General features: G+C 71.9%; 20 protein-coding genes. 7 read left to right on the top strand and 13 right to left on the bottom strand.

Annotation, left to right across the window (positions count from 1 at the left end):
- The first annotated feature begins 37 nt into the window (after nucleotides 1–37).
- On the top strand, nucleotides 38–1,969 hold the full coding sequence (gene pknB / locus BG482_RS24365) for a Stk1 family PASTA domain-containing Ser/Thr kinase (protein WP_069771254.1): 1,932 nt from the start codon (nucleotides 38–40) through the stop codon (nucleotides 1,967–1,969).
- Between the two features lie 34 nt (nucleotides 1,970–2,003).
- Entirely contained in the window at nucleotides 2,004–2,882 is an 879-nt protein-coding gene (locus tag BG482_RS24360; protein ID WP_079142081.1) for a deoxyribonuclease IV, read from the top strand.
- A 13-nt stretch (nucleotides 2,883–2,895) separates the two neighbouring features.
- Here BG482_RS24360 and BG482_RS24355 read toward each other — a convergent pair whose 3' ends face one another.
- Nucleotides 2,896–3,528 (bottom strand): sulfite oxidase-like oxidoreductase, encoded by a 633-nt coding sequence (locus tag BG482_RS24355; protein WP_069771252.1) that lies wholly within the window; start codon nucleotides 3,526–3,528, stop codon nucleotides 2,896–2,898.
- 186 nt (nucleotides 3,529–3,714) lie between these two features.
- Here BG482_RS24355 and bfr point away from each other — a divergent pair, with 186 nt between their 5' ends.
- Complete coding sequence (gene bfr, locus BG482_RS24350; protein ID WP_069771251.1) at nucleotides 3,715–4,194, top strand: bacterioferritin; 480 nt, start codon at nucleotides 3,715–3,717, stop codon at nucleotides 4,192–4,194.
- Nucleotides 4,195–4,210: 16 nt separating this feature from the next.
- On the opposite strand, the gene BG482_RS24345 is transcribed toward bfr, so the two are convergent.
- Together BG482_RS24345 and BG482_RS24340 are read right to left on the bottom strand one after the other, a co-directional pair.
- Nucleotides 4,211–4,450 carry a bacterioferritin-associated ferredoxin gene (locus BG482_RS24345; RefSeq protein ID WP_069771250.1) on the bottom strand — a complete coding sequence of 80 codons (240 nt, stop codon included), beginning with the start codon at nucleotides 4,448–4,450 and terminating at the stop codon, nucleotides 4,211–4,213.
- 114 nt (nucleotides 4,451–4,564) lie between these two features.
- Nucleotides 4,565–5,917 carry a class II 3-deoxy-7-phosphoheptulonate synthase gene (locus BG482_RS24340; RefSeq protein ID WP_069771276.1) on the bottom strand — a complete coding sequence of 451 codons (1,353 nt, stop codon included), beginning with the start codon at nucleotides 5,915–5,917 and terminating at the stop codon, nucleotides 4,565–4,567.
- 107 nt (nucleotides 5,918–6,024) lie between these two features.
- Here BG482_RS24340 and BG482_RS46210 point away from each other — a divergent pair, with 107 nt between their 5' ends.
- Together BG482_RS46210 and BG482_RS24335 are read left to right on the top strand one after the other, a co-directional pair.
- Nucleotides 6,025–6,081, top strand: a complete 57-nt coding sequence (locus tag BG482_RS46210) for a trp operon leader peptide (protein WP_350818382.1) — start codon at nucleotides 6,025–6,027, stop codon at nucleotides 6,079–6,081.
- A gap of 111 nt (nucleotides 6,082–6,192) precedes the next feature.
- Nucleotides 6,193–8,058, top strand: coding sequence for an anthranilate synthase family protein (locus BG482_RS24335; RefSeq protein WP_069771249.1), 1,866 nt, complete (start codon nucleotides 6,193–6,195; stop codon nucleotides 8,056–8,058).
- 4 nt (nucleotides 8,059–8,062) lie between these two features.
- On the opposite strand, the gene BG482_RS24330 is transcribed toward BG482_RS24335, so the two are convergent.
- The 4 genes from BG482_RS24330 to BG482_RS24315 are packed head-to-tail and all read right to left on the bottom strand — an operon-like array spanning nucleotide 8,063 to nucleotide 11,839.
- Entirely contained in the window at nucleotides 8,063–9,091 is a 1,029-nt protein-coding gene (locus tag BG482_RS24330) for a 6-phosphofructokinase (protein ID WP_069771248.1), read from the bottom strand.
- A 53-nt stretch (nucleotides 9,092–9,144) separates the two neighbouring features.
- Nucleotides 9,145–9,822, bottom strand: coding sequence for a response regulator transcription factor (locus BG482_RS24325; RefSeq protein WP_069771247.1), 678 nt, complete (start codon nucleotides 9,820–9,822; stop codon nucleotides 9,145–9,147).
- Nucleotides 9,819–11,057 (bottom strand): MacS family sensor histidine kinase, encoded by a 1,239-nt coding sequence (gene macS / locus BG482_RS24320; RefSeq protein WP_069771246.1) that lies wholly within the window; start codon nucleotides 11,055–11,057, stop codon nucleotides 9,819–9,821. The genes BG482_RS24325 and macS overlap by 4 nt, the downstream gene beginning before the upstream one ends.
- Nucleotides 11,058–11,080: 23 nt before the next feature.
- On the bottom strand, nucleotides 11,081–11,839 hold the full coding sequence (locus BG482_RS24315; protein WP_069771245.1) for a 1-acyl-sn-glycerol-3-phosphate acyltransferase: 759 nt from the start codon (nucleotides 11,837–11,839) through the stop codon (nucleotides 11,081–11,083).
- A gap of 160 nt (nucleotides 11,840–11,999) precedes the next feature.
- On the opposite strand from BG482_RS24315, the gene BG482_RS24310 reads away from it, so the two are divergent.
- Both BG482_RS24310 and BG482_RS24305 read left to right on the top strand, forming a co-directional pair.
- The gene (locus tag BG482_RS24310) at nucleotides 12,000–12,779 is read left to right on the top strand and encodes a carboxylesterase (RefSeq protein ID WP_069771275.1); all 780 of its coding nucleotides are present in this window, start codon (nucleotides 12,000–12,002) and stop codon (nucleotides 12,777–12,779) included.
- Nucleotides 12,772–13,410: a hypothetical protein gene (locus tag BG482_RS24305; protein ID WP_069771244.1), complete on the top strand. Its 639-nt coding sequence runs from the start codon at nucleotides 12,772–12,774 to the stop codon at nucleotides 13,408–13,410. The genes BG482_RS24310 and BG482_RS24305 overlap by 8 nt, the downstream gene beginning before the upstream one ends.
- Here the strand turns inward: BG482_RS24305 and BG482_RS24300 are convergent.
- From BG482_RS24300 to BG482_RS24275, 6 genes are all read right to left on the bottom strand, one after another.
- Nucleotides 13,407–14,189: an endonuclease/exonuclease/phosphatase family protein gene (locus BG482_RS24300; RefSeq protein ID WP_069771243.1), complete on the bottom strand. Its 783-nt coding sequence runs from the start codon at nucleotides 14,187–14,189 to the stop codon at nucleotides 13,407–13,409. The genes BG482_RS24305 and BG482_RS24300 overlap by 4 nt on opposite strands.
- A 158-nt stretch (nucleotides 14,190–14,347) precedes the next feature.
- Entirely contained in the window at nucleotides 14,348–15,301 is a 954-nt protein-coding gene (locus tag BG482_RS24295) for an ROK family glucokinase (protein ID WP_069771242.1), read from the bottom strand.
- A 67-nt stretch (nucleotides 15,302–15,368) separates the two neighbouring features.
- The gene (locus BG482_RS24290; protein WP_069771241.1) at nucleotides 15,369–15,872 is read right to left on the bottom strand and encodes a DUF5304 domain-containing protein; all 504 of its coding nucleotides are present in this window, start codon (nucleotides 15,870–15,872) and stop codon (nucleotides 15,369–15,371) included.
- Between the two features lie 81 nt (nucleotides 15,873–15,953).
- Nucleotides 15,954–17,120 carry an ArsA family ATPase gene (locus BG482_RS24285; RefSeq protein WP_069771240.1) on the bottom strand — a complete coding sequence of 389 codons (1,167 nt, stop codon included), beginning with the start codon at nucleotides 17,118–17,120 and terminating at the stop codon, nucleotides 15,954–15,956.
- 55 nt (nucleotides 17,121–17,175) lie between these two features.
- Entirely contained in the window at nucleotides 17,176–17,619 is a 444-nt protein-coding gene (locus BG482_RS24280) for an SRPBCC family protein (protein ID WP_069771239.1), read from the bottom strand.
- 80 nt (nucleotides 17,620–17,699) lie between these two features.
- Nucleotides 17,700–18,455 (bottom strand): metallophosphoesterase, encoded by a 756-nt coding sequence (locus tag BG482_RS24275; RefSeq protein ID WP_069771238.1) that lies wholly within the window; start codon nucleotides 18,453–18,455, stop codon nucleotides 17,700–17,702.
- Between the last annotated feature and the right edge of the window lie 321 nt (nucleotides 18,456–18,776).

Genomic DNA, 18,776 nt, shown 5'->3' with positions numbered 1-18,776 from the left:
CGGCGAGGTGTCAGCGGCGGCTCGTACACTCACCTGCGTGGACACGACCCTTCAGGACCCTCTGGTCGGGCAGGTGCTCGACGGCCGGTACCGCGTCGAGGCGCGGATCGCGGTCGGCGGGATGGCCACGGTCTACCGGGCCGTGGACACCCGCCTCGACCGCGTGCTCGCCCTCAAGGTGATGCATCCGGCGCTCGCCGCCGACGGCGCGTTCGTCGAGCGGTTCATCCGGGAGGCGAAGTCCGTCGCCCGTCTCGCCCACCCGAACGTCGTACAGGTGTTCGATCAAGGCGCGGACGGGTCGTACGTCTATCTCGCCATGGAGTACATCGCCGGCTGCACGCTGCGTGACGTGCTGCGCGAGCGGGGGGCACTCCAGCCGAGGGCCGCGCTCGACATCCTCGAGCCCGTGCTCGCGGCGCTGGGCGCCGCGCACCGGGCGGGGTTCGTGCACCGGGACATGAAGCCCGAGAACGTGCTGATAGGGGACGACGGGCGGGTGAAGGTCGCCGACTTCGGGCTCGTGCGATCCGTGGACACCGTCACCAGCACCACCGGCGCGGTGCTCGGCACCGTCGCCTATCTCGCCCCCGAGCAGATCGAGCAGCCCGGCGCGGCCGACCCCCGGGTCGACGTCTACGCCTGCGGGGTCGTGCTCTACGAGATGCTCACCGGCGAGAAGCCGCACGACGGGGACTCCCCCGCGATCGTGCTCTACAAGCACCTCCACGAGGACGTTCCGCCGCCGTCGGCCGTCGTCCCGGGCCTGCCGCTCGCTCTGGACGAGCTGGTCGCCGTCGCCACCGCCCGCACACCCGGCCTGCGGCCGCCCGACGCCGTCGCGCTGCTCGGCGAGGCGCGGGAGGCGCACGGGGCGCTCAGCGAGGAGCAGCTGGACGCGCTGCCCCCGCAGGCCGTCACCGCCGGTCACGACATCGCGGAGGACCGCACCAGCGTGATCCCGCGCTCGCTCACGGTGCCGCGACGGCTGCCGATCGACGGGGACGACGACGGGGTCGCGGTTCACCGCACCTCCCGGTTGCAGAGCCCGCCGCCCCCGCCGCCCCGGCGCCGCTTCGCACGGCCGCGGCGCGGGGTGCTCGCGCTCGTCGCCGCCGTGCTGCTGGTGCTGGGCGTCGGCGCGGGCGTCTGGTACATCAACTCCGGCCAGTTCACCAAGGTCCCGGCGGTGCTGACGCAGAAGGAGGCACAGGCCAGGCAGCGGCTGGAGGCGGCCGGGCTGAAGGTGGGCAAGGTCGAGCACCAGCACAGCGACACCGTCAAGCGGGGCACCGTCCTGGACACCGACCCCGCGCCGGGCGCCCGGATCCGCAAGCACGACGCGGTGACGCTCACCGTCTCCGACGGCCCCGCGATGGTGAAGGTGCCTGACGTGCGGGGCTCGCGGCTGAAAGAGGCCGAGGCGTCGCTCGAGGACGGCGGCCTGGAACCGGGCCTGGTCACCGAGGAGTTCAGCGACGACGTCGACCGGGGCGCGGTGATCGGCACCGACCCCAAGGCGGGCGTGCAGCGCCGCGCGGGCGCCGCGGTCTCGATCGTCGTGAGCAAGGGCAGCCCGGTCGACGTCCCCGACGTCACCGGCGACGACCTGACCGACGCCCGGGCCGAGCTGCAGGAGGCCGGCCTGAAGGTGAAGATCGCCGCGCAGCAGGTGAACTCCGAGTTCGACAAGGGGAAGGTCGCGGCGCAGACGCCCGAGGAGGGCGGCCGGCTCGCGGCCGGCGCCACGGTGACGCTGACGCTGTCCAAGGGCCCGGAGATGGTCGAGGTCCCGGACGTGGTGGGTGCGAGCGTCGACGACGCCAAGTCGCTGCTGAAGCAGTCCGGGTTCGAGGTCGAGGAGGACCGAGGACTGCTCGGGCTCTTCGGTGACACGGTGAAGAAGCAGTCCGTGAAGGCCGGCGACACGGCGCCCAAGGGGTCCACGATCACGATCACCATCCGGTGACCGGCGCGGCCGGCGGGCGTGACACCCTGAACGGGTGAGTTCCGCAGCCCCCTTCCCCTCCCGTAATCCCGTCGGCAGCCATGTCCCCGTGGCCGGCGGCCTGCACGACGTGGGCATGTCGTATGCGCACGATCTGCGGGCCGAGACGGTCCAGGTGTTCGTCGCCAACCCGCGCGGCTGGGCCACGCCCGTCGGGAACCCCCGGCAGGACGAGGCGTTCCGGGAGCGGTGCGCGGCGGAGTCGGTCCCGGCCTACGTGCACGCCCCCTACCTCATCAACTTCGGCTCGCACACCGAGGCGACGGTGGAGAGGTTGGTGGAGTCGATGCGGCACTCGCTGCGCCGCGCACGGGCGATCGGGGCCCTGGGCGTGGTCGTGCACACGGGCAGCGCGACCGGGGGACGCGACCGGTCGGTCGCGCTGAAGCAGGTGCGCGAGCATCTGCTGCCGCTGCTGGACGAGCTCACCCACGACGACGACCCGTTCCTGCTGCTGGAGTCCACCGCCGGCCAGGGCTCCTCGCTCTGCTCCCGGACCTGGGACTTCGGGCCCTACTTCGAGGCGCTGGACGCCCATCCCCGGCTGGGCGTCTGCCTCGACACCTGCCACGTCTTCGCGGCCGGGCACGACCTGACCGGTCCGACCGGCATGCACCAGACCCCCGACCTGCTGGTGGACACGGTGGGCGAGGGCCGGCTGAAGCTGATCCACGCCAACGACTCCAAGGACGTGGTCGGCGCCCACAAGGACCGGCACGAGAGCATCGGCTCGGGTCACATCGGCGAGGACCCGTTCCGGGCGCTGATGACCCACCCGGCGACCGCGGGCGTCCCGCTGATCATCGAGACGCCCGGCGGCAAGGAGGGCCATGCGGCGGACGTGGAGCGGCTGAAGAAGCTCCGGGACGGCTGAGACTCCGGCCGGTTCAGAGCTCGGGGCCGTCCCCCGGCTCCTCCTGGTACGAGTAGCGCTGTTCCCTCCAGGGGTCGCCGACGTTGTGGTAGCCGCGCTCTTCCCAGAAGCCGCGCCGGTCGGCGGTCATGTACTCGACGCCCCGGACCCACTTGGGGCCCTTCCAGGCGTACAGGTGCGGGACGACGAGCCGGAGGGGGAAGCCGTGTTCCGCGGTGAGCAGTTCGCCGTCCTTGTGGGTGGCGAAGATCGTGCGCTCGGCGACGAAGTCGGCCAGGCGCAGGTTGGAGCTGAAGCCGTACTCGGCCCACACCATCACATGGGTGACGTTCGGCGCGGGCGGCGCGATGTCGAGGATCGTGCGGGCCGGGATGCCGCCCCACTCGGCGCCGAGCATGCTGAACTTCGTCACGCAGTGCAGATCGGCCATGACGGAGGCGTACGGAAGGGCCGTGAACTCCTCGTGGTTCCAGGAGTGCTTCTCGCTGTCGGCGGTGGCGCCGAAGACCCGGAAGTCCCAGCGTTCGGGCCGGAACTTCGGCACCGGGCCGTAGTGGGTGACGGGCCAGCCGCGCTGCAGTCGCTGCCCCGGCGGGAGCTCGGACACCGCTTCTTCTCCAGATTCGCGCTCCACCGGATGACCCATGACTCCATCCTGACAGACCCCGGACGGTGCACATGACCAGTCATGACCGGTCATATCCCGAATCGGGCAACTGCTGCTAAGCATGGACTAACTTACTAAGTACGCACTTACTGGACGATCTTCGGCGCCGGTGAAATCATGCGGCGGCAACCTCCCCGCAGTCCCGACGTGGAAGGAGCCTCTGCGATGCAGGGCGACCCCGAGGTCATCGAGTTCCTCAACGAGCAGCTCACCGGCGAGCTCACCGCCATCAACCAGTACTTCCTCCACGCCAAGATGCAGGAGAACTTCGGCTGGACGAAGCTCGCGAAGTACACGCGGCACGAGTCGTTCGACGAGATGAAGCACGCCGAGGTGCTCACCGACCGGATCCTCTTCCTGGACGGCCTGCCGAACTACCAGCGGCTCTTCCACGTGCGGGTCGGGCAGACGGTCAAGGAGATGTTCGAGGCCGACCGGCAGGTCGAGGTCGAGGCGATCGACCGCCTCAAGCGCGGCATCAAGGTGATGCGCGAGAAGGGCGACATCACCTCGGCGAACATCTTCGAGTCGATCCTCGCGGACGAGGAGCACCACATCGACTACCTCGACACCCAGCTGGAGCTGGTGGAGAAGCTCGGCGAGGCCCTGTACATCGCGCAGCTGATCGAACAGCCGGAGAGCTGACCCGGCCGGGGAGGCCCTAGGCCGCAGCCGCGTCCTCGAAGGCGGCGAGGGCCGGTTCGCCGCGCTCGGCGAGCTCGCGGCGCGGAACGGCGCCCCTGCCGAGCATGGCCTGGATACGGCGGACGCACGAGCCGCAGTCGGTGCCGGCCTTGCAGGCGGAGGCGACCTGGCGGGGGGTGCACGCTCCGTCGTCCACGTGCCGCTGGACCTGCGCCTCGGTCACACCGAAGCAGCTGCAGACGTACACGCGGTTCACCTCCCGTCGAGATCAATAAGGCTAACCTAACCTTACCCGGCGTCCAGTGAGCGCAAAAGGGCGGTGGGGCGCGGATCGTGTGTGATCCGCGCCCCACCGCCCTTGAGCGTGTGCTTACTGGTCGCGGTACATCTCCGCCACCAGGAACGCCAGGTCCAGGGACTGGCTGCGGTTCAGACGCGGGTCGCAGGCGGTCTCGTAGCGCTGGTGGAGGTCGTCGACGAAGATCTCGTCTCCGCCGCCCACGCACTCGGTGACATCGTCACCGGTCAGCTCGACGTGGATGCCGCCCGGGTGGGTGCCGAGGCCCTTGTGGACCTCGAAGAACCCCTTGACCTCGTCGAGCACGTCGTCGAAGCGACGGGTCTTGTGACCCGAGGCCGCCTCGTAGGTGTTGCCGTGCATCGGGTCGGTGATCCAGGCCACGGTCGCGCCCGAGGCGGTGACCTTCTCGACCAGCTCGGGCAGCTTGTCGCGGACCTTGTCGGCGCCCATGCGGACGATGAAGGTCAGCCGGCCGGGCTCCCGGTCGGGGTCGAGACGCTCGATGTACTGCAGCGCCTCCTCGGCCGTGGTCGTCGGGCCGAGCTTGATGCCGATCGGGTTGCGGATCCTCGAGGCGAACTCGATGTGCGCGTGGTCCAGCTGCCGGGTGCGCTCGCCGACCCACACCATGTGCGCCGAGACGTCGTACAGCTGCCCGGTGCGGGAGTCGACGCGGGTGAGCGCGGACTCGTAGTCGAGCAGCAGCGCCTCGTGCGAGGAGAAGAACTCGACCGTCTTGAACTCCTCCGGGTCGGCCCCGCAGGCGTGCATGAAGTTCAGCGCGTTGTCGATCTCGCGGGCGAGCTGCTCGTAGCGCTGACCGGACGGGGACGACTTCACGAAGTCCTGGTTCCAGGCGTGCACCTGGCGCAGGTCGGCGTAACCGCCGGTGGTGAACGCGCGCACCAGGTTGAGCGTGGAGGCCGACGCGTTGTACATCCGCTTCAACCGCTCGGGGTCCGGGACGCGGGACTTCTCGTCGAAGTCGAAGCCGTTGACCGAGTCGCCGCGGTACGTCGGAAGGGTCACGCCGTCGCGTGTCTCCGTGCCCTTGGAGCGCGGCTTGGAGTACTGGCCGGCGATGCGGCCGACCTTGACGACCGGCACGGAGGCCGCGTACGTCAGCACGGCGCCCATCTGGAGCAGCGTCTTGAGCTTGTTGCGGATGTGGTCGGCGGACACCGCGTCGAAAGCCTCGGCGCAGTCGCCACCCTGGAGGAGGAACGCCTCTCCCTTGGCGACGGCCGCCAACCGGGCGCGCAGCTGGTCGCACTCGCCCGCGAAGACGAGCGGCGGATACGACTCGAGGTCCGCGATCACTGCGCGCAGAGCCTCGGTGTCGGGGTACTCGGGCTGCTGCGCCGCGGGCAGGTCTCGCCAGGTGTTGCCAGCGCTGGCGCTGGTCTTAGCGTTCACGGTCACGACCTCCACATTACGGGGTCGTGCCGAGTCGTTTTCGCACGGCTCGACAGGTGAGACACCCGAGCGCTCACCTGTGGGCCCGGGGCGCATGGGGTAGGGTGCGGCGCATGTTCGCGCTTTCGACCCAGAACTGGTGGTGGACCGCTCATCCGGCGGCCCGCTGACTGCGCGTACCCACGAACGTCGCGAAGGCCGCCCCGAGGGGCGGCCTTCGGTGTTTCCGGGCCCGGCCGTCCCTCTCCTGACAGCTCCTCCCAGCGAGAAGGACCCGCCCCATGCATCTGCTCGACCTGCTGACCGACCCCCGCCCGTTCGCCCTGCTGCGCCGCCGCACGCCCGGCCGCGACGAGACCCTGGTGGAACTGCTCCTCGGCCCGGTCGCCGTCCACGACCGGCTGGCCGACCTCCCCGACGAGGGGCTGGCGCTGGTCCCCTTCCGGCAGATCCGCGAGCGCGGCTTCGAGGTGCGCGACGACGGCACCCCGCTGACGGTGCTGATCCCCGAGGAGCGGCACGAGATCCCGCTCCCCACGGTGCTCGACCAGCTTCCGGGGCACCGGGTGGGCGTCGAGGACGGCGGCTTCGACGTGGACGACGAGGAGTACGCGCGGATCGTCGAACGGGTGCTGCGGGACGAGATCGGCCGGGGCGAGGGCGCCAACTTCGTGATCCGGCGGACGTACCGGGGCGAGATCCCCGGATTCTCCCGGGCCGACGCCCTGGCCCTGTTCCGGCGGCTCCTGGAGGGCGAGCGCGGCGCGTACTGGACCTTCGTCGTGCACACCGGGGACAGGACGCTGGTGGGGGCCAGCCCCGAGGTCCATGTGCGGATGTCCGGCGGCACGGTCGTCATGAACCCGATCAGCGGGACGTACCGGTATCCCGCCGAGGGGCCGACGCCCGAGCGCCTGCTGGACTTCCTCGCCGACGGCAAGGAGATCGAGGAGCTGTCGATGGTCGTCGACGAGGAGCTCAAGATGATGTGCACCGTCGGCGACATGGGCGGGGTGGTGGTCGGGCCGCGGCTGAAGGAGATGGCGCACCTCGCGCACACCGAGTACGAACTGCGGGGGAAGTCCTCGCTGGACGTGCGGGAGGTGCTGAAGGAGACCATGTTCGCGGCGACCGTGACCGGCTCGCCGGTGCAGAACGCCTGCCGGGTCATCGAGCGGCACGAGGCCGGCGGGCGGGCGTACTACGCGGGGGCGCTGGCCCTGCTGGGACGGGACTCGGGCGGGGCGCAGACCCTCGACTCCCCCATCCTCATCCGCACCGCCGACATCGACGCGGCCGGAGGGCTGCGGGTGCCGGTCGGCGCCACGCTGGTGCGGGGGTCGGACCCGGCGGGCGAGGTGGCGGAGACGCACGCCAAGGCCGCGGGGGTGCTGGCGGCGCTCGGGGTGCGCGCGGGGGCCTCACGGCGCGAGGGGGAAGCACGGCCGCGACTCGCCGACGACCCACGGGTGCGGGCCGCGCTCGACGGGCGGCGGTCCTCGCTGGCGCCGTTCTGGCTGCGGATGCAGGAGCGGACCGGGGAGCTGACCGGGCACGCGCTCGTCGTCGACGCCGAGGACACCTTCACGGCGATGCTCGGCCATGTGCTGCGCTCCAGTGGTCTCGACGTGAGCGTGCGCCGCTACGACGAGGACGGGCTCGCGGAGGCGGTGCGCGCGCACGCGGGGCCGGTGGTGCTGGGGCCCGGCCCCGGCGACCCGTCCGACCCGGGCGACCCGAAGATGCGGTTCCTGCGGGAGCTCACCGCCCGGCTGCTGCGGGAGCACCGGCACGGGGTGCTCGGCGTCTGCCTCGGGCACGAGCTGATCGCGGCGGAGCTGGGGCTGGACATCGTCCGCAAGGAGGTGCCGTACCAGGGGGCGCAGACGGTGATCGACCTGTTCGGACGGGCCGAGACCGTCGGCTTCTACAACAGCTTCGTGGCGCGGTGCGACGACGAGGCCGCGCGGGCGCTCGCGGCGCGCGCGGTGGAGGTGAGCCGGGCCCCGAACGGGGAGGTGCACGCCGTGCGGGGGCCCGGGTTCGGCGGGGTGCAGTTCCATCCGGAGTCGGTGCTGACGCTGAACGGCGCGGCCGTGGTGCGGGAGGCGGTCGCCTACCTCCACGCGACGCGGCTGCGCTCGTAGCGGCTCAGCCGAAGAACACCCCCGCCTCCGCGTAGAGCCCGGGGTCGACGGTCTTCAGGCGGGCCGTCGCCTCCGCGATCGGCACGCGGACGATGTCCGTGCCGCGCAGGGCGACCATCCTGCCGAAGTCGCCCTCGTGGACGGCGTCGACGGCGTGCAGGCCGAAGCGGGTGGCGAGCCAGCGGTCGAAGGCGCTCGGGGTACCGCCGCGCTGGACATGGCCGAGGACCGTCGTGCGGGCCTCGTTGCCGGTCCGTCGTTCGATCTCCTTGGCGAGCCACTCGCCGACGCCGGACAGCCGTACATGCCCGTAGGAGTCCAGCGACCCGTCCTTCAGCACCACGTCGCCGTCCCGGGGCATCGCGCCCTCGGCGACCACCACGATCGGGGCGTAGGAGGACCGGAAACGGGAGGCCACCCAGGCGCACACCTGCTCGATGTCGAAGCGCTGCTCGGGGATGAGGATGACGTTGGCGCCGCCCGCCAGGCCGGAGTGGAGGGCGATCCAGCCCGCGTGACGGCCCATCACCTCGACCACGAGGACCCGCATATGGGACTCGGCGGTGGTGTGCAGCCGGTCGATGGCCTCGGTGGCGATGCCGACGGCGGTGTCGAAGCCGAAGGTGTAGTCGGTGGCGGACAGGTCGTTGTCGATGGTCTTCGGGACGCCGACGCAGGGCACCCCGAACTCGTCGGACAGCCGGGCGGCGACGCCCAGGGTGTCCTCGCCGCCGATGGTGACGAGGGCGTCCACCCGCTGCCGGGCGAGGGTGTCCTTGATACGGCGGACGCCGTCCTCCTCCTTGAGGGGGTTGGTCCGCGAGGATCCCAGGATCGTGCCGCCGCGAGGCAGGATGCCGCGCACGGCGGGGATACCGAGGGGGACCGACCTCCCTTCCAGAGGACCGCGCCAGCCGTCGCGGAAGCCGATGAAGTCATGGCCGTACTCCTGGACGCCCTTACGGACGACCGCCCTGATGACGGCGTTGAGGCCGGGGCAGTCCCCGCCTCCGGTCAGTACTCCGACGCGCATGGACGAGTCCCTTCGCCGTTACTGCCTGACGAGGGGTCAGTGTCGCTCGTCCGTCACTCGTCGTCGAGACCTCGCTCAATGGCGTATCGCACCAGTTCGACCCTGTTGTGCAGCTGGAGCTTGCCGAGGGTGTTCTGGACGTGGTTCTGCACCGTGCGGTGGGAGATGACGAGGCGTTCGGCGATCTGCTTGTAGCTCAGGCCCTTGGCGACCAGGCGCAGCACTTCGGTCTCCCGGTCGGTCAGCCGGGGCGCGTTCGGCTCGTCGCCGCCGGCGGCGGGCCCGGGGTCGGAGGCCAGCCTGCGGTACTCGCCCAGGACCAGTCCGGCCAGACCGGGCGTGAACACCGGGTCGCCGACGGCCGTGCGGCGCACCGCGTCCAGCAGTTCCTCCGTGGACGCCGACTTCAGCAGATAGCCGGTCGCGCCGGACTTCACCGCCTCCAGCACGTCGGCGTGCTCGCCGCTCGCCGACAGCACGAGCACCCGCAGGGCGGGGTCGGCGGCGACGACCTCCTTGCACACCTGGACGCCCGGCTTCACCGGCAGGTTCAGGTCCAGCACCAGCACGTCGGGCGTGGTGGCCTTGGCGCGGCGCACCGCCTGCTCGCCGTCGCCGGCGGTGGCGACCACGTCCAGGCCCGCCTCCGCGAGGTCCCGGGCGACCGCGTCGCGCCACATGGGGTGGTCGTCGACCACCATGACCCTGATCGGATCCTGTCGCCCGCTCATCGCGATCCCGCCTTCCCCCGCTGCACGTTCTTCTCCTTCGGCACCGTCAGTTCGACCTCCGTGCCCTGCCCCGGCGTCGAGATCAGCTCGGCGCCGCCGCCGAGGTCGCGCAGCCGGCCGCGGATCGACTGGGCCACGCCGAGCCGCCCCTCGCCCTCGGCCTGCGCGAGCCGCCCCTCGGGGATGCCCGGCCCGTCGTCCCGCACGGTGACGATCACCGCGTCGGGCTCGTCCTCGACGAGGATCCAGGCACGGGCGTCGTCGCCGGCGTGTCTGCGCACGTTGTCCAGGGCGGCCCCGACCGCCGCCGCCAGCTCCCTCGCGGCGGGCGCCGGCAGCATCACCGGGGCGCCGGGCTCGGCGAGGTTGACGCGGGCGGCGGCGAACGGGGCGAGCAGCGCGCGCAGGTCGAGGGGGCCGTCCCGCTCGGACGGTTCCGGCGCGGGTTCGTCGACGGCGTAGACGACGGCGCCGTCGGCCGCGTCCTGGGAGACGCGGGAGATCGGCACGAGTCCGCCGGAGACCAGCATGCGCAGGGCGACCTCCTGTTCGCCGGCCATCCGGCCCAGCTCGGCCGCCTCACCGCCGATGACCGCGCCGCGCCGCTGCACCATGGCCAGCACCTGCAGCACGCTGTCGTGGATGTCCCGGGCGAGGCGCTCCCGTTCCCGGGTCGCCGCCTCGATCTCCAGGGCGCGGGCGAGGGTGCGCTCGGAGGCGCGGGCGACCTCGACGACGTAGCCGATGGCGATGGAGGCGACCCATACGAGGACGACGTTGTGCACCGTGTCGCGGGCCGGCGTGCCCCGCTCGACCAGGTTGGTCACCGCGACGGCGGTGGACGCGAACGCGGCCCAGCGCCAGCCGCCCTTGATGGCGAACGCCAGGACCGAGCCGGCGGTCCATATCGACGGCAGCGTCGGCCCGCCCGACTCGATGCGGGCATGGCTGTCCGCGACGGTCGTGAGCATGATGCCGGTCAGCGCGACGGCCAGGTCGGCGGCGAGGAAGCGTTTGGTGCAGCTCGCCGCGTTCGCGACCCTGGGCAGCGTGGCCACGGTCCACACGAACAGGACGCAGTAGTAGACGACGGCGACCCAGGGGCGCGCGAACCCGTCGTAGGCGGTGGCGAAGAAGCCCACCGCGTACAGCATGGTGAGCACCCGGTAGCCGGCGAGCGCACGCCACAGCGGCAGCTCGACCGACATCCTCAACACTGCCTCGCGCTTGGCCATCCGCCCGCCCCCCGGACTGCTGACTACTGCTCTTCGTCCTTCTTCGCCTGTTCCTTCTCGGCCTGCGCGAGAGCCGCCTTCGCGGCCTTCTCCGCTTCCTTCTCGGCCTTCGCCGCCTCCGCGATCTGCCGCTTGGCCGCGGTCGCGTACATGTCGACGTACTCCTGGCCGGAGAGCTTCATGATCTCGTACATGACCTCGTCGGTCACGGCGCGCAGCACGAAGCGGTCGTGGTCCATGCCCTGGTAGCGGCTGAAGTCCAGCGGCCGGCCGATGCGGATGCCGGGCCGCATGATCTTCGGGAGGACCTTCCCGGGCGGCTGGATCTTCTCCGTGTCGATCATGGCGACCGGGATCACCGGCGCGCCCGAGGCGAGCGCCACACGCGCGAGGCCGCCCGGCTTGCCGCGGTAGAGCCGGCCGTCGGGCGAGCGGGTGCCCTCCGGGTAGATGCCGAACAGTTCACCGCGCTCCAGCACGTCCATGCCGCTCCTGATCGCGGCCTCGCCGGCGCCGCGCCCGCCGGAGCGGTCCACGGGGAGCTGTCCGACGCCCTTGAAGAAGGCCGCCGTCAGCCGCCCCTTCACACCGGGCGTGGTGAAGTACTCGGCCTTCGCGATGAAGGTGACCTTGCGGTCGAGGACCGCGGGCAGGAAGAACGAGTCCGAGAAGGACAGGTGGTTGCTCGCCAGGATCGCGGGGCCTTCGTCGGGGATGTTCTCGAGGCCTTCCACCCAGGGCCGGAAGGTGACCTTCAACGGTCCCCCGATAGCGACCTTCATCGCGCCGTACAACAAGCGAGTGCCTCCTGTTTGTGTCGCACAGACCTTAACCCGCCAGTGGCGGCAAAGGCTCCGGCGGCCCTGGTCGGTGTCAGTGGGGTCGCGTACGGTAAAGCACACATCCCTCCCATGCAGAACAGACGAAGACAGGAGACCGATGGTGCCGGTCCTTCCTGGAGCCGAGCCGTACCGCCATGAGGGCGGGGAGGTCGCAGTGCTCCTCTGTCACGGCTTCACCGGATCCCCGCAGTCGCTGCGCCCCTGGGCACGGCATCTGGCCGGGCAGGGCCTGACCGTCTCGCTGCCGCTGCTGCCGGGTCACGGCACGCGCTGGGAGGACATGGCGCTCACCGGCTGGCAGGACTGGTACGCGGAGGTGGACCGCGAGCTGCGCGCGCTGCGCCGCCGTTGCGCGCGGGTGTTCGTGGCCGGTCTGTCCATGGGCGGCGCCCTGGCCCTGCGGCTGGCCGCCCGGCACGGGGACGGGGTGGACGGCGTCGTCGTCGTCAACCCCGCGAACAAGGTCCACGGCCTGTCCGCGTACGCCCTTCCGGTGGCCCGCCACGTCGTCCGCACGACGAAGGGGATCACCAGCGACATCGCCAGGAAGGGCGTCCTGGAGAGCGGCTACGACCGGGTGCCGCTGCACTCGGCGCACTCCCTGCGGACCTTCCTGCGGCTGGTCGACGGCGAACTGCCGCAGGTCACCCAGCCGCTGCTGCTTCTGCACAGCGTCCACGACCACGTGGTGCCGCCCGCCGACTCGGCCCGGGTGCTCAGCCGGGTGTCGTCGACGGACGTGACCGAGATCCTGCTGGAACAGAGTTACCACGTGGCAACGTTGGACCACGATGCGGACCGGATCTTCGAGGAGAGCTACGCGTTCATCGCCCGGATCGCGCCCAGTGTCGGCAAGGAAGGGACGGCCGTAGGTGGCTGAGCACGACTCCGACCGCGAGGACCGGGAGAACCGGGACGAGCGGGACGGCCTGGACGCCCGCCGGGGCCATGAGCCGGAGGAGCAGAGCGTCCCCTTCGACGAGGCCGCCGCGTGGGCGGCGATCGTCGCCGGGTACGGCGAGGAGCCGCCGGACCCGCCGGGCGCCAAGCCGTTCAAGTCGGTCGAGGACCTGGCGCTCCTCGAGGTCGAGGCGAACGACGAGGAGCCGGGGACGAAAGCGGGCGAAGAGCCCGTCAAGGACCCCGGCGAGGAGAAGAAACCGGCCAAGCCGCTGGGCAGCTCGATCGCCTTCGCGCCCGGCGTCGGCCCGCGTGACCACGTGGCGCCCGAGCCGGCCGAGGGCGCCTTCGACGAGGACGACGAGGGCCACTTCGTCCCGCCGGATCCGCCGCCGCTGCCCGTCGCCGACACCACGGCCAAGTTCGCCTGGCTCGGGGTGATCGGCGGACCGGTGCTGCTCCTGCTCGCGGTGCTGCTGGGCTGGGAGATGACGTGGTGGCTGACGACCGTCTGCGTCGGCGGCTTCCTCGGCGGCTTCGCGACGCTGGTGATGCGGATGCGGACGGACGACGAGGACGAGGGCGATCCGGGACGGGGAGCGGTCGTCTAGCCGCCGGCCGGCAGCGGGACGTCGAGGGGGGCGGGAACTCTGAGGGCGGCGAGGACCGGGAGGTGGTCCGTGGCCCTGCGCAGGTCGGCCTCGGTGACTCCGGGCAGCCCGTGGGGCACCCCGCAGCCCAGTGCCTGCACACCCTTCGTGACGAAGATCCCGTCGATGCGGCGATCCGGCGCCGAGGCGGGGAACGTGTGCTCGCTCCCCCAGGGGGCCGCGGTGCGGCAGTCCTGGAGGGCCGCGGCCAGCCGGCCGAAGGTGCGTCCGTCGGGCCGTTCGTTGATGTCGCCGCCCGCGATCGCGTGTTCCACGCCCATGCCGGCCAGCCGGTCGAGGAGCATGCCGCCCTGCTCGTGACGCTCGGCCGCCGTCAGCCCGAGATGACAGCTGACGACGCCCACGCGCGCGCCCCCGAAGCGGACCACCGCGGTGGCGAGGCCGCGCCGGAACTCCCCCGGGGTGAGCGGCAGCAGCACGTCCTCGGTGCGTTCGACGGTGGCTCGCAGCGAGCACAGGATCGCCGGCCCGGCGGCCGTGCCGCCGCCGGTGAGCATCACCTGACCGGTGGCGGCGGCGAGCCGGGCCAGCTTCTTGCGCCACCGGAAGAAGATCGGCGACTCCTGGAGGAGGACCAGGTCGGGGGCGCAGGCGGTGATGACACGGGCGAGGGCGCCGGTGTCGTCCCGCAGGGAGCGGACGTTGTAGCTGAGGACCCGGATGACGGCCGAACCGTCGGGCTCGGTGAGGGAGTTCGGAAGCGGCGAGGTCGTCGGCATAGCGATCAAGATACGCCGCCCCGTCCCCTACGTCCGGAAAAGCGAACGGGGGCTGCGAGCAGCCCCCGTGTTACCGCTGTCACGCCGTGCGGACGACCGGGGCGCGCGTTCGGCGTTCAGGACGCGCGGTACGACGACCGGTGCGACGGCGGTTTCGACTACATGATCGGGTCGGGCTCTCTCGCCAGGTCCGCCGCGCCGACCAGGCCCGCCTTGTTGCCCAGCTGGGCCGCGATGACGTCGGCCACCGGGCGCCAGTTGCCGCCGACCAGCCACCGCTTGTAGGACTTGCGGATCGGGTCGAGGACCAGCTCGCCCTCGTCGGAGAGGCCGCCGCCGACGATGAAGGCGGACGGGTCGAAGAGGGACGCGAGGTCGGCGAGACCGGCGCCGGCCCAACGGGCGAGCTCACGGTAGGAGTCGACCGCGACCGGGTCGCCCTGGCGGGCGGCCATGGAGATGTGCTTGCCCTCGATGCCGTCCGGGCTGCCGTCGCCGAGGCCGAGCAGGATCTCGGCGTTCTCCGGGGTGGCGTTGGCGCGCTGCTTGGCGTAGCGCACCAGGGCGCGGCCGGAGGCGTACTGCTCCCAGCAGCCCTGCGAGCCGCAGCCGCACAGCAGGCCGTCCGGCACCATGCGGATGTGGCCGAACTCGGCGGCGACGCCGAAGTGGCCGCGGCGCAGCTTGTTGCCGATGATGATGCCGCCGCCGAGGCCGGTGCCGAGGGTGATGCAGATGACGTTGCGGTGGCCCTTGCCCGCACCGAACTTGTACTCGCCCCAGGCTGCGGCGTTGGCGTCGTTCTCCACGACGACGGGCAGCCCGACGCGGGCCTCGACCTCGTCCTTCAACGGCTCCTGGCGCCAGTCGATGTTGGGCGCGAAGTAGACCGTCGAGCGCTGCCGGTTGACGTAACCGGCGGCGCCGATGCCCACACCGACGATGTCGTGCCCCACGCGCGCGCCGTCGACGGCGGCGGCGATGGCGTCCACGATGCCTTCGGGCGTCCCCGGGGTCGGCACCTGGTGGGTCGACAGGATGCTGCCTTCCTCATCGACCACGCCGGCCGCGATCTTCGTGCCGCCGATGTCGACGCCGATGGTGAGTCCCATGAATCCCTCAGTTTCGGTCGAGCCCCGCTACGGCCAACCGTACCCGAGGCCCTGCCCCGGGAGGGCTTCAGTCCAAGTCGATGCGCTGGCCGGGACCGGTGTCCTCGCCGCCGTCGCGGTCCGTGTCGCGCGGGTCGCCGGCTCCGGCGGTCCAGCGGCGCTCCTGGGTCTGGACGGCCGAGCGGTAGGCGGCGAGGAGCTCGTTGCCGGCCGCCGCGAGGTGGTCGAAGACGTCCGGGTTGCGCTCGATGACGGGCTCCACGGCGGCCTTGGCCTGCTGGACGACCTGGCGGACGGCCTGCTGGGCGGCGGGCCCGGCGACGGCCCCGAGCAGCGGGGACTGGATCTGCGACAGCTTGTCGCTGACGGCGTCGACGAGCTTGCGCAGTTCGTCGGCGGCCGAGCCCTGCTGCGGGCCGTGCTCGGCGCGGCGGCGGGTCTTCTCCGCCGCCAGGTCCTCGGCGGCGGCGGTGGCCCAGGCGTCGGCGTCGCTCACGCGCGCTTCCTCGGCGGCGGCCTCTGCGCCGGCGGGCTCCCCGGCGGCGTCGGGCGTGGGGCGCTCTTCGCTCATGGCGGACTCCTGACGACTGCGGGTTGACGAGGCCTGGCCGCGGCTCGTCCTTACGACGTTACCCGAACGGCGGTATGTCGTTCACCGGGTCCGCGGCCACAGACCGGGATCCGGCGCGAAGCGCACGCACAGCTCGCCGTCGCGCAGGGCGGCGCCCTCGACGGTGCAGCGGCGCAGCACGGAGGGCAGCGCGACGATGCGGCGGAACGGCCCGGCGGTGACGACGAGTTCGTCGCCGCGCCGGACCAGGTCGAGTTCGTCGCGCACGGCGCCGGGCAGCGGGAGGCGCCAGACGAGCACCCCGTCCTGCGCGAGCCGGTCGGCGACGGGCCACTCGACCGGGGAGACGGCCGGGTTGACGGCGGGGGCCGCGAGCGCGGTGAGGTCGTCGGCGCCGCGGGGGTCGTGGCCGAGGTGGGCGACGGGACGGGACGCCCCGTCCCACTCCTGAAGGGTCTTGCGCTGCTGGGTGACGAGCCGGCCGAGCCGGCCGTCGTCGGCGGCGTCCTCCGGCAGGACCCGGTTGGCGATCAGCGACTCGACGGGCAGGGCACGCAGGGCCAGGCCCAGGCGGGCGTCGCGGATCGCGTCGGCGCCGGCCGGTCCGGGCTCGGCGACGAGCCGTACCGCGGTCCCCCGGTCGGCGAGGACGGCCTCGACGGCGGCCAGCTCGGTGTCCCAGCGGGCCGTCGTCTCGTACAGCCACTCGGCGGGCATCGGCACGCCGGCGAGCCGGCCGAGCATGGGCCGCAGGGCGCGGGCCGCCTGGCGTTCCGGCGGGAGCAGACGACGCAGATAGCGGCGCAGTTCCTCCGGGAGGGCCAGCAGGGCGAGCGCCTGCGGGGCGGGCGGGAGGTCGACGACGAGAAGGTCGTGCGCCTCGGCGAGCGCGGCGTCGCGCAGGGCGCGCAGCAGGGTCAGCTCCTCGGCGCCGGGGAGAGGGGTGACCTCCTCCGGGTCCAGCCGGGAGGCGCCGAGCAGGTCGAGGACGGTGGCGGCCCGGTCCTGGAAGCCGGTGAGGTCGTCGCGGAAGCCGGCGGCGGCGTCGGGACGCCAGGCGGTGAGGCGTGCGGCGACGTTCACGGGGGCCGGTCCGGTGCGCACCCCGAGCGCCGCGCCGAGGGTGTCGGTGCGGTCGGCGCTGAGGACGAGGGTGCGGGCGCCCTCCGCTGCCGCGCGCTGAGCCGTGGCGGCCGCGACTGTCGTACGGCCGCTGCCGCCGGGGCCGGTGATCAGGAGGGTGCGCATAAGGGGGAACGCTACCGGTCGGGCCGCCCCGGAGCCCGCGCCCCCGGGGCCCGTCCTACTTCTCCCCCGACTCCACCCGCTTCTTCAGGCCCGCCAGCGCCCGGTCGATGATGACCTTCTCGGCCTTGCGCTTGATCATGCCCAGCATGGGGATCTTGACGTCCACGGTCAGCCGGTAGGTGACCTCGGTGCCGCCCGCGCCGGCCGGCTTGAGGAGGTAGGAGCCGTCGAGCTGGCGCAGCATCTGGGACTTCACCAGCGTCCAGGACACCTCGTGCTCTCCGGTCCAGGTGTAGCCGAGGACCTGGTCGTCCTTGATCGCGCCGGCGTCCATGACCAGGCGTACCTGTTCGGCGCGGCCCTGCGCGTCCTGCTTGAGGACCTCTGCCTGCTTCACCTCTCCGGTCCAGTCCGGGTAGCGGGCGAAGTCGGCGATCACCGCCATGACGTCGGCCGGTGCCGCCTCGATCGTGATGCTCGAGCTGGTGTGTTCCGCCATCGCCGTGGCTCCTCCGGATGCGGGCCCGTAAGGGTACGTGTATGCAGCGTGAAGGCTACCGCGCGGTCGGTCGGGCGATTTCACCACTCCAGGGCATAAGGCCTGCCGCTGCCCGCGAAGTGCCCCACGTTGACGCACTCGGTGGCCCCGATCCGCATCCGGCGGGCGAGCGGCTGGTGGACGTGGCCGAACAGGGAGTAGCGGGGTCTGGTGCGGCGGATGGCGTCCAGCAGGGCGCGGCTGCCGCGTTCGAAGCGGCGGGCCACGGTGTCGTAGACGAGTTCCGGCACCTCCGGCGGGATGTGGGTGCACAGCACGTCCACCTCTCCGACGGCCTCGATCTTGGCCGCGTACTCCTCGTCGCTGATCTCGTACGGGGTGCGCATCGGGGTGCGCAGACCGCCGCCCACGAAACCGAAGACGCGGCCGCCGATCTCCGCGCGCTCCCCGTCGAGGACGGTCGTGCCGGGTCCGGCGAACTCGGGCCATAGCCGGGGCATGTCCACGTTGCCGTAGGTGGCGTAGGTCGGCGTCGGGAAGGCCGGGAACATCTCGCCGTACTGCTTGCGGACCGCCTGCTCGATCAGCGCCGCCCGGTCGCCGCCGACTCCGCTCCACAGCCGGGCGCCGAACTCACGGGCCTCCTCGAAGCGGCGGGCGGTGCGCAGCTCGACGATGCGGTCGGCGTTCTCCACGCCGAAGAGGTCGGGGAAGATGCCGCGGGAGTGATCGGCGTAGTCCAGGAACAGGACGAGGTCGCCCAGGCAGATCAGCGCGTCGGCGCCGTCTCCGGCCCGGGCCAGGTCGCGCGCGTTGCCGTGCACGTCGCTGACCACGTGGATGCGTGTCCTGGGACTTCCGGACGGTGTGGATGCCATGTCGATCAAGCGTAGGCGTGTGCGGCAAACGTGAACAGTGGCGGCCCGGATACCGGTTACTGGCCAGTCAGTAAAGTGGTGGACTAGTGTCGGCCGGGAGACACCAATCTGTGTGACGCAGCGAACATCTCGTCGGACCCCCCTGTCGAAGAGGCCATACCGGCGGGTAACGTCCGGGCAGTCCAGTCGTGCTCAGGATTTCAACCACCGAGATTCACCGGATCCACGGGGTTCGCCGAGATCCTGAGCGCAGCCCGAGCCTTGGACCGCACCGTCGCA

Origin of the sequence: Streptomyces sp. LUP30, from assembly GCF_001746365.1 — a bacterium.
Lineage (GTDB): Bacteria > Actinomycetota > Actinomycetes > Streptomycetales > Streptomycetaceae > Streptomyces.
This window is presented reverse-complemented; position numbering and strand designations above follow the sequence as displayed.

Excerpts from the sequence above, each read along its gene's own strand:
- bfr (WP_069771251.1), top strand. The coding sequence starts at position 3,715 with ATGCAGGGCGACCCCGAGGTCATCGAGTTCCTCAACGAGCAGCTCACC.
- BG482_RS24355 (WP_069771252.1), bottom strand. The coding sequence starts at position 3,528 with ATGGGTCATCCGGTGGAGCGCGAATCTGGAGAAGAAGCGGTGTCCGAG.
- BG482_RS24290 (WP_069771241.1), bottom strand. The coding sequence starts at position 15,872 with ATGAGCGAAGAGCGCCCCACGCCCGACGCCGCCGGGGAGCCCGCCGGC.
- BG482_RS24300 (WP_069771243.1), bottom strand. The coding sequence starts at position 14,189 with ATGCCGACGACCTCGCCGCTTCCGAACTCCCTCACCGAGCCCGACGGT.
- BG482_RS24335 (WP_069771249.1), top strand. The coding sequence starts at position 6,193 with ATGCATCTGCTCGACCTGCTGACCGACCCCCGCCCGTTCGCCCTGCTG.
- BG482_RS24325 (WP_069771247.1), bottom strand. The coding sequence starts at position 9,822 with ATGAGCGGGCGACAGGATCCGATCAGGGTCATGGTGGTCGACGACCAC.
- macS (WP_069771246.1), bottom strand. The coding sequence starts at position 11,057 with ATGGCCAAGCGCGAGGCAGTGTTGAGGATGTCGGTCGAGCTGCCGCTG.
- BG482_RS24280 (WP_069771239.1), bottom strand. The coding sequence starts at position 17,619 with ATGGCGGAACACACCAGCTCGAGCATCACGATCGAGGCGGCACCGGCC.
- BG482_RS24285 (WP_069771240.1), bottom strand. The coding sequence starts at position 17,120 with ATGCGCACCCTCCTGATCACCGGCCCCGGCGGCAGCGGCCGTACGACA.
- BG482_RS24330 (WP_069771248.1), bottom strand. The coding sequence starts at position 9,091 with ATGCGCGTCGGAGTACTGACCGGAGGCGGGGACTGCCCCGGCCTCAAC.
- BG482_RS24315 (WP_069771245.1), bottom strand. The coding sequence starts at position 11,839 with ATGAAGGTCGCTATCGGGGGACCGTTGAAGGTCACCTTCCGGCCCTGG.
- BG482_RS24295 (WP_069771242.1), bottom strand. The coding sequence starts at position 15,301 with ATGGGACTCACCATCGGCGTCGACATCGGCGGCACGAAGATCGCGGCC.